The organism is Actinomadura kijaniata NBRC 14229 (assembly GCF_001552175.1).
GTDB classification, from domain to species: Bacteria; Actinomycetota; Actinomycetes; order Streptosporangiales; family Streptosporangiaceae; genus Spirillospora; species Spirillospora kijaniata.
Genome location: NZ_BCQR01000126.1, coordinates 21,013 through 29,890 on the forward strand (window position 1 = coordinate 21,013; position 8,878 = coordinate 29,890).

7 protein-coding genes are annotated in these 8,878 nt (G+C 75.0%); 3 read left to right on the top strand and 4 right to left on the bottom strand.

Going from position 1 to position 8,878, the window contains the following annotated elements:
* Nucleotides 1-161: 161 nt before the first annotated feature.
* Genes AKI01S_RS33290 through AKI01S_RS33300 form a run of 3 tightly spaced genes read left to right on the top strand, consistent with a single transcriptional unit; the run spans nt 162 to nt 4,736 of the window.
* Nucleotides 162-1,373 (top strand): RNA polymerase sigma factor, encoded by a 1,212-nt coding sequence (locus AKI01S_RS33290; RefSeq protein ID WP_067826663.1) that lies wholly within the window; start codon nt 162-164, stop codon nt 1,371-1,373.
* 53 nt (nt 1,374-1,426) lie between these two features.
* Nucleotides 1,427-3,055 carry an immunity 49 family protein gene (locus tag AKI01S_RS33295; RefSeq protein ID WP_067826665.1) on the top strand — a complete coding sequence of 543 codons (1,629 nt, stop codon included), beginning with the start codon at nt 1,427-1,429 and terminating at the stop codon, nt 3,053-3,055.
* Between the two features lie 52 nt (nt 3,056-3,107).
* Nucleotides 3,108-4,736: an immunity 49 family protein gene (locus AKI01S_RS33300; protein WP_157420327.1), complete on the top strand. Its 1,629-nt coding sequence runs from the start codon at nt 3,108-3,110 to the stop codon at nt 4,734-4,736.
* On the opposite strand, the gene AKI01S_RS33305 is transcribed toward AKI01S_RS33300, so the two are convergent.
* The 4 genes from AKI01S_RS33305 to AKI01S_RS33320 all read right to left on the bottom strand — a co-directional run.
* Entirely contained in the window at nt 4,720-5,886 is a 1,167-nt protein-coding gene (locus tag AKI01S_RS33305; protein WP_067826672.1) for a lipid-transfer protein, read from the bottom strand. The genes AKI01S_RS33300 and AKI01S_RS33305 overlap by 17 nt on opposite strands.
* A complete protein-coding gene (locus AKI01S_RS33310; RefSeq protein ID WP_067826675.1) occupies nt 5,883-7,166 on the bottom strand; it encodes an OB-fold domain-containing protein in 1,284 nt (427 codons plus the stop codon). Before AKI01S_RS33310 ends, AKI01S_RS33305 begins: the two co-directional genes overlap by 4 nt.
* A 9-nt stretch (nt 7,167-7,175) precedes the next feature.
* A complete protein-coding gene (locus tag AKI01S_RS33315; protein ID WP_067826679.1) occupies nt 7,176-8,348 on the bottom strand; it encodes an acyl-CoA dehydrogenase family protein in 1,173 nt (390 codons plus the stop codon).
* 2 nt (nt 8,349-8,350) lie between these two features.
* A partial coding sequence (locus tag AKI01S_RS33320) for an acyl-CoA dehydrogenase family protein (protein ID WP_218009913.1) occupies nt 8,351-8,878 on the bottom strand: 528 nt, incomplete at its 5' end.

Here is an 8,878-nt window from a genome sequence, read left to right on the forward strand (position 1 = left end):
CGCGAACTTGCCTAAAATTCCGGTGAACCGTCGGGGGAACCCGCGCGTCGGCCCCAACTTCTCTTCCGCCCCGGTGTGCACTAGAGTCCCCTTTCCCACCGCTTTGTCCACGCCACCGGAGACCGGACCACGGAGCCGACCGGACCAACACGGAGGTCACATTGCGCGGGGACGCCGGATCCCTGTTCGACGCGCACGCCGCCCGCCTGCACGCCTACTGCTGGTCGCTGCTCGGCGACGCCGCCGCGGCCGACGCCGTCACCGACGCCTACGTGGCGGCCACCCAGCACCCGCCGCGCGGCGACGCCGTGCTGTGGATGTACTCGCTGGCGCGCCAGGCCTGCGCGGGGCGGGGCGCGTTCGCCGCGCGGGCGGTGCCGCCGTTCGGCACCGCCGACCCGCTGCTGCACGCCGCCGGGACCCTGCGCGCCGACCACCGCGAGGCGCTGCTGCTGGAGGCGGGCGAGTGGCTGGAGGTCCCCGACATCGCCCACGTGCTCGGCATCGCCCCCGACACCACCCGCCAGCTCCTGACCGTCGCCCGCAACCGGCTGGAACGCGCCGTGCTCGACGTCCTCATGCGCGGCGGGGGCACCACCGAGCTGATCACCGCGTTCGAGAAGGGCCGCCTGCCGCGCCTGCTGGCCGACCGCGCGCCCGCCACCGCCCCCGACTGGCTGCGCGAACGCGTCCTGGCCGCGTGCGCCGAGGCGCTGAGCGGCGACCCCGCCACCCGCCCGCTGCCGGCCGTCACCTCCCCCAGCCCGCTGGTCGTCATCGCGGGCGGGGCCGCTCCCGCGCCGCGCGGCCGCCCCGCCAAGGAGCGCCCGCGGCGCGGCCTGGCCCGGGGGCTGGGCGCGGTCGCCGGGATCGCCGCCTCCGTCGCGACGGCCGTGAGCGTGCTGGCCTCCTGGCCGTCGGCCAAGGAGGGCGTCGGCGTCAGCTCGGTGAGCCCCAGCTCCAGCGGGAGCGGCACCGCCCCGGTCGCCGACCGGACCGCCTCCGACGGCACCGCGTCGCCGACCACGAGCGAGCGGCGTCCCGGCAACGGCCGCACCGGGGACGGGACCCCCGCGTCCCAGCCGTCGCGGTCCACCGAGGCCGCGCCGCCGTCCGCGCCGCCCCCACCTCCGCCGCCGAACGGGTCCGGGTCCGCGTCCGCGCCGGGCACGCAGCCCCAGCGGCCGTCGACCCCGCCGGACCGGCCGAGCACGCCCCCGGACGAGCCGACGACCCCGCCGGCCCCGCCCGCCCCGCCGACCACGCCGCCGGTGGAGCAGCCCACGACCCCGCCGACGACCCCGTCGAGCCCTCCGTCCCAGGAGCCGCCGACCCCCACCCCCTCCAGCAACCCGACCCCCGACCCGGGCTGACCGGCGCGGACCCCCGCGTCGGGCCCCCGGCGCGCTTTGTACGATCTCGCCTCATGTGCGCCGACCACTCCCCCGTCCCCGCCGAGAAGATCCGCGCGGCCCTCTACGCCATCCCGGACGAGTTCGCGAACTGGGTCGACCGCGCCGAGAACGCCGGTCCGGGCGGCATCGACCTGGCCGCGGGCTACCTGCTCGGCTACGCCTTCGCCCGGCTGCTCACCGACGACCCCCGGGCGGAGGGGCGCGACACCTGGACGGCGCTGCGCGAGGCGGGCTCGCTCTCGATGCAGTACGTCCGGGCGCTGGAGGCCGAGGAGGGCGACACCGTCCGCGTGACCGTGGACTACCTGGGCGTCGGCTTCCGGTTCCGCGTCAGCGAGGCCGACGGCGCCGGGCCCCGCGCCGGGGCGTGGCTCCAGGCGTTCTCCCTCGCCCTGGCCGTGGGCGACGGCGAGGCGCTCGCCGCGCTCACCGAACACCACTGGCGGCTGCTTCCGGACGACGACCCGAAGACCACGCTCGCGCGGACGCTGGCCGCCCTCCACCGGGGCCGATCGGTGGGCCTCGACGGGGTGGACCACCCCGCCGCGCACGCCCTCGCGCAGGGCGACCACCGGGCGTGCGCGGAGGCGCTGCGCGAGGCGTTCGCCCGGTACGAGGCGGACTTCCAGGGGTCGCTGCGCGCGCTGGTGCCCTGGGACCTGTTCGCGGTGGCGGCCCTGGCCCACCGGCACGGCGTCGTGGTGGACGTCGACTCGGTGCACTGTCCGCGGCGGCTGCTGACCGGCGCGGGCCCCCTGGTCAGGGTGCCGGACGGCCCGATCCGCCGCCCCGGCTTCCACGCCCGCTACGCCGCGCGCGTGCTGGCGCAGCGGGAGCGGGACGCCGGGGACGAGCTGGACGAGCTGTTCGACCGGCCGCTGTCGCGGAGCATGGCGTCCTGGCAGTTCGTCCACTTCGCCCAGCAGCGGCTGGAGGCGTTCGCGGTGCGTTCGCTGGCCGACCCCGACGCCGAGGACGTCCGCCAGTGGATCGAGCTGGTGCTGGCGCGGCAGGCGTACGCCGCCGCGTTCCGGCTGCTGTCGGCCGAGCCGGGCGCCCCCGTGGAGGTGACGGTCGGCGACCGGGCCGGTGAGCTGCGCGCCGACGGCGGCCAGGGGGTCGGCCGGGGCGCGGCGAACTACGCCCACGCCGCCGCCCTGGCGATGATCACCCGGGACGGCGACGCCCTCGCGTCCCTGGGGGCCGTGCCCGACGCGGTGACCCTCGGCGACGACCCGGTCGGCACCCACGCCGCGCGGGCCCTGCGCGCGCACCTGGCCGGGCGCGACCCCCGCGAGGAGCTCCAGGAGGTGCTCGACCCCCGCAACGTCCTCGACGACGAGGCCGAGTGCGTGTTCGTCCCGGCGGCCCGGCTGCTGGAGGTGCTGGTGCGCGGCGAGCGCGCCGCGTTCGACCCGGTGCTGGCCGAGGCCCTGGAGCTCCACCGGCAGTACCACTCGGTCGCGATCCGCAGGGGCAGGCCCGAGTCGCTGGTGGCGCCGCTCCCGCTCGCGATGGCCTGCCTCGCCCGCGACCGGGGCTGGGAGGTCGGGATCGGGTCCGACTACCTGCCGCGCCGCGTCGTCGAGGGCGCGTGGACCTCGACACCTCTCGATCTCACCCCATATCGGGGCGACTAATACCGTCTATACACATCAGGCACTACCTCGGCATTTGTACGATCGTTCCATCATGTGCGCTGCTCACTCCCCCGTCGATCACGACGCCGTCGCCAAGGCCCTGCGGGCCATGCCCTACGAGTTCGGCGAGTGGGTGTCGCGTGCCGGGAACGGGGGATCCGGCGGGATCGCGGTCACCCGCGACATGCTGCTGGCCTATGTCGCCGCGCGGCTGCTCACCGACGACCCCCGGCTGGAGGCCCGCGACTCGTGGGCGGCGCTGCGCAGCGCCGCCGAGGTCGCGGCGGCGCGGGTGCGGGCGCTGGAGTCCGCGCGCGGCGACACCGTGGACGTGTGGGTGGAGTACCTCGGCACCGGGTACACGATCGTGCTCGGCGACCCGGAGAGGGACGACGAGCCCGACGCCGGGTCGTGGCTGACGGCGTTCGGGCTGGGCGTGGTCAGCGGCCAGGAGCGGGCGCTGGCCCGGCTCGTGGACGTGTCGATCCGGCGGCTGCCCGACGGGCCCCGCGCCGCCTACGCGCGGGCGCTGGCCGACCTGTGGGTGAAGCGGCCGGTGCGGCTGGACGGCGTCGAGTCGGCCGCGCTGCACGCCCTGGCGCGGGGCGACCGGATGGCGTGCGCGACGGCGCTGCGCGAGGAGTTCGACCGGCACGCCGAGCGTTTCGCGGGGCGGCTCGCCGAACTGCTGCCCTGGGACCTGCTGGCGCTGGCCGCGCTGGCGCGGCGGCGCGGCGTCACCGTGAAGATCGACTCGGTGCACTGCCCGTCCCGGCTGGTCACCGGCGCGGGGCCGCGCAACGCCGACCCGGGCGAGCCGGTGCGCCGTCCCGACGTCGGGGCCGACTACGCGGCGCGGACGCTGGACCGGCGCTTCCGGGACGCGCGGGGCTCGCTGGAGCGCCTGTTCGAGCCGCGCGGGCCCGGCTGGCTGGCCTACGAGTTCCAGCGGTTCGCGCGGGAACGCGTCGACACCTTCGCGCTGCGGTCGGTCGCCGACCCCGACGCCAACGAGATCCGCCAGTGGACCGACCTGCTGCTGGCGCAGCAGGCGTCCACGGCCGCGTTCGCGCTGCTGTCGGCCGAGGCGGGCACCGACGTGCGGGTCACGGTCGGCAACCGCGCCGCCGTGCTGCCCGCCGACGGCCCGCGCGGCGGGGGCGGCGGGGCCCGCAACTACGTGCGCGCGGTCGGGCTGGCGATGGCGACGCGCTCGCCCGACGCCATCGCCGTGCTCGGCTCGGTCTCCGACGACGTGATCGGCGACGGCGGGTACGGCGGCCACCACGTCACCGAGTACACCCGGGCGCTGCGGGCGCACCTGGCCAAGCGCAGCGCCCGCCGCGAGCTGGACCAGGCGCTCGGCCAGGGCCCCGGCCCGCACGACGAGTGGGACTGCCTGTACCTGCCGATGGCGCGGATGCTGGACCGGCTGCTGCGCCGCGACCGCGCCGGGTTCGACCGGGCGCTGGCCGAGGCCCTGGACCTGTACCGGCAGTACCACTCGGTCGCGGCGCGGCCCGACAGGCCCGAGTCGCTGGTCCCGATCGAGATCATCGGGATGGTGTGCCGGGCCCGCGACCGGGGCTGGGACTTCGAGGTGGAGACCGACTACCTGCCGCGCCGGATCGTGGAGGGCGCCTGGACCGGCGCGCCCCCCAACCTCACCCCCTACCGCTGAGGACCAGGCCGCTGGTGGGGACGCCGGTGCCCGCCGTCACCAGGACGTTCGCCACGTCCGCGACCTGGTTGGCGGCGGTGCCGCGGATCTGGCGGACGGCCTCGGCGACGCCGTTCATGCCGTGGATGTACGCCTCACCCAGCTGACCCCCGTGCGGGTTGACCGGAAGCCGGCCGTCGATCTCGATGCCACCGTCCCTCACGTACTCCTTCGCCTCGCCGCGCCCGCAGAAGCCCAGCTCCTCCAGCTGGATCAGCACGAACGGCGTGAAGTGGTCGTACAGCACCGCCGTCTGCACGTCGGCGGGCGTCAGCCCCGACTGCCGCCACAGCGTCTCCCCGACCGTGCCCATCGCGGGGAGCGTGGCGATGTCTCCGCCGTAGTAGGAGAACATCATCATCTGGTCGGGCCCGGTGCCCTGCGCCGCCGCGCTGATCACGGCGGGCGGGTGCGGCAGGTCGCGGGCGCGTTCGACGCCGGTCACCACGAGCGCCACGCCGCCGTCGGACTCCTGGCAGCAGTCCAGCAGGTGCAGCGGGTCCACGATCCACCGCGACGCCTGGTGCTCCTCCAGCGTGATCGGGCGGCCGTGGAACCACGCCTTCGGGTTGGTGGCGGCGTGGCGGCGCATCGCGACCGCCACGCGCCCGAAGTCCTCGCTGGTCGCGCCGTACTCGTGCATGTAGCGGCGGGCCTGCATCGCCACCCACGCCGCCGGGGTCGCGAAGCCGTAGGGCAGGTGCCAGGAGAACTCCATCGCGCTCGAGCCGCTCCCGCCGGACTTGTTGGCCTGGCCGAAGCGGTGCCCGGAACGCTCGTTGAACGCCCGGTAGCACACCACCACGTCGGCCTGCCCGGTCGCGACAGCCATCGCGGCGTGCGCGACGGTCCCGCAGGCCGCGCCGCCGCCGTAGTCGACGCGGGAGAAGAACCGCAGCGCCGGGACGCCCAGCTCGCGCTGCACGGCGATCTCGGAGCTGGCGTCGGCGGTGAACGTCACCAGCCCGTCCACGTCCGCCGGGGTGAGCCCGGCGTCGCGGACGGCGGCCAGGCACGCCTCGGCGGCGAGCTGGAGCTCCGACCGCCCCGACTCCTTGGAGAACTCGGTGGCCCCGATCCCGACGATCGCGGCCCTGCCGGAGAGCGTCACGCGTCCTCCCTGAACGTCACGGTGGCGGTCACGTGGTCGCCGAGGCTCACCGCGCCGCGCACCCGCAGCGTGCGGCCGTCCACGCGGTCGGTGTGGAGGCGCAGCGTGTCGCCCGCGTAGGCGGGCACGCCGAGCCGGACGGCGATCGTCTCCAGCGTCGCGCCGGGGACGGCGTCGAGCGCGGCGCGCTGCACCACGCCCATGGTGGTGAGGATGTTGACGAAGATGTCCCTGGTGCCCTGGGCGCGGGCCAGCGCGGTGTCGTGGTGGACGGGCGTGAAGTCCCGCGTCGCTAGGGCCGTCGCGATGACGAACGTGGGCGTCAGCTCGATCTCCAGGTCGGCGGGCGGGGCCTGCTCGGCGGGCGCGGGCTCGGGCTCGGGGGTGTCGGCGGGCGTCCACTGCGGAAGCGTCAGCTCGTCGTCCATCCGCTCGAACGTCAGGCGGACGGGCATCCCGACGCGCACGTCCTCGGGCGGGCACCCGATGACGTTCCCGACGATCCGCACGCCCTCCTCCAGCTCCACGACCGCGACCACGAACGGCGGCGTGCGCCCGGGGACGGGCGGGTGGTGGTGGACGACGTAGCTGTGGACGGTGCCGCGCCCGCCCGCCACGACGTACCCGCGCTCGGTGGCGTGGCATTTCGGGCACATCGGGCCCGGCGGGTGCCGCAGCGCGCCGCACGCGCCGCACTTCTGGACACGCAGCTCACCGGCGTCGACGCCGTCCCAGAAGAACCGCGTGTCCGGGCCGACGGCGGGCCGCAGGGGATATTTGCCGCCCTTGCTCGGAACGTTCCCGCCCGTGCGCTTGCGGGGCTGGAACTTCAGCACCCGGAACAGCATCTCGGCCACGCGCTCGCCAGCCTCGTCGTACCAGCTCTGGTACCAGGTGACGAAGTAGCCCTCGCCCATCGCGGTCTTCTTCGGCCCGGTGACGCCGCCGAACCGCATCCGGGAGCTCAGCCGTTCGCCGACCTTCACGTACCGGTCGTAGGTCTGCTCGCAGTTGGTGGCGACGACGCCGGTGTAGCCGTGGGCGTCGAGCAGGCGGAGCGGCTCCTCGGCGACCGAGCCGCCCTTCTGCTCCACCAGGCCCGGCATCGACCACACCTGGATCATCGCGGGCGGCGCGACGTCGTCCCAGTCGCGGGGGTCGCCGAGCGCCTGCGTCCAGTTGCGGATCATCGCCGGGTTGACGGCGTCGGGGCAGGGGCCGCCGTCCTGCTCGCCCCGCGCCGCCAGCCGGTCGGCCAGCGCCAGAAGTTCGTCGTGCACGGGCTCTCCTTACCGGGGCGCGCGGGGCAGGCCGAGGCCGATCATCGCGATCAGCTCGCGCTGGATCTCGTTGACGCCGCCGCCGAACGTCAGCACCACCGCGCCCTTCACGCCGTGGTCGAGGCGCCGGACGAACTCGGCGGTCGCCGGGTCGCCGGGGTCGCCGAAGCGGGCCAGGGTGTCGCCGACGACGCGGCCGACGTCCTGCATCCGCTCCGAGCCGTAGATCTTGGTGGCGGAGGCGTCGGCGGCGCCGAGCCAGCCGAGGTCCATGTTGGCGGCGACCTGCCAGTTGAGGAACTCGTTGACACGCAGGTAGGCGTAGACGCGGGCGACGGCCCGCCGGACGGCGGGCTCCTCGATCAGCGGCCGCCCGTCGCGGCCGGTGGCGGTGCGCGCCCACCTCTCGAACCGGTCGTAGGTGTGGCCGATGTTCCCGGCGGGACCGAGGGTGACGCGTTCGTGGTTGAGCTGGTTGACGATCAGGTCCCAGCCCTTGTTCTCCTCGCCGACCAGCATGTCCACCGGAACGCGGACGTCCTGGTAGTAGGTCGAGTTGGTGTGGTGGCGGCCGTCCATCGTCACGATCGGCGTCCACGAGAACCCCGGGTCCGCGCAGTCCACGATGAGCATGGAGATGCCCTTGTGCTTCTTCGCCTCGGGGTCGGTGCGCGCGGCCAGCCAGATGTGGTCGGCGTAGTGCGCGCCCGAGGTGAAGATCTTCTGGCCGTTCACCACGTAGTGGTCGCCGTCCCGGACCGCCGTGGTGCGCAGCGACGCCAGGTCGGTGCCCGCGCCCGGCTCGCTGTAGCCGATCGCGAAGTGGCACTCCCCCGCGAGGATCCTCGGCAGGAAGTGCTTCTTCTGCTCCTCGGTGCCGTACTGGAGGATCGTCGGGGCGACCGAGTTCAACGTGATGATCGGGTACGGGACCTCGGCACGGGCGATCTCGTTGGCGAAGATCTGCTGCTCCATGGGGCCGTAGCCGCGCCCGCCGTACTCCTCGGGCCAGGCCACCCCCAGCATCCCGTCGCGGCCGAGGCGCCTGCAGTGCGCCATGTAGTGCTCGCCGAACGGGTCGTTCGCGATCTGCTCGCGCTGCTCGGGCGTCAGGCAGTTCCGGAAGTACCCGCGCAGCTCGTCGCGGAGCCTCTTCTGCTCGTCGGTCAGGTCGATGAACACGCTCAAGCCTCCTGTGCGACGAGTGCGCCGAGGGTGTCGAGTTGGTCCTCCGGGCCGCCCAGCAGGTGACCGATCTGCTTGGCCCAGGCGAAGTAGCGGTGCAGCGGGTAGGTGACGTCGAGGCCGATGCCGCCGTGCAGGTGCTGGCAGGTGTACAGGGCCTTCACGACGGGGTCGGCGGCGTTGAACGCGGCGATGGCGAGGGTCTCGTCGACGTCGGGCCACCCCTCGGCGAGCCGCCAGGCGCCCGCCCACACCGCGACGTCCAGCGCGCGCTTGGCGATGTAGACGTCGCCGACGTTCATGGTGACGGCCTGGAACTGGGCCAGCGGCCGGTCGAACTGCTCGCGCGTCCTGACGTACTCGGCGGTGAGGTTCAGCGCGCTCTCGATCACTCCGGAGGACAGCGCGACCGCGCCCGCGACCGCGCAGCGCCGCAGCGTGTCCCAGGCCGCGCCGTCGGCGGCGCCGCCGAGCAGGGCGCCGGCGCCGACGCGCGCGCCGGTGAGCGCCACCCGCGACAGCGGCTC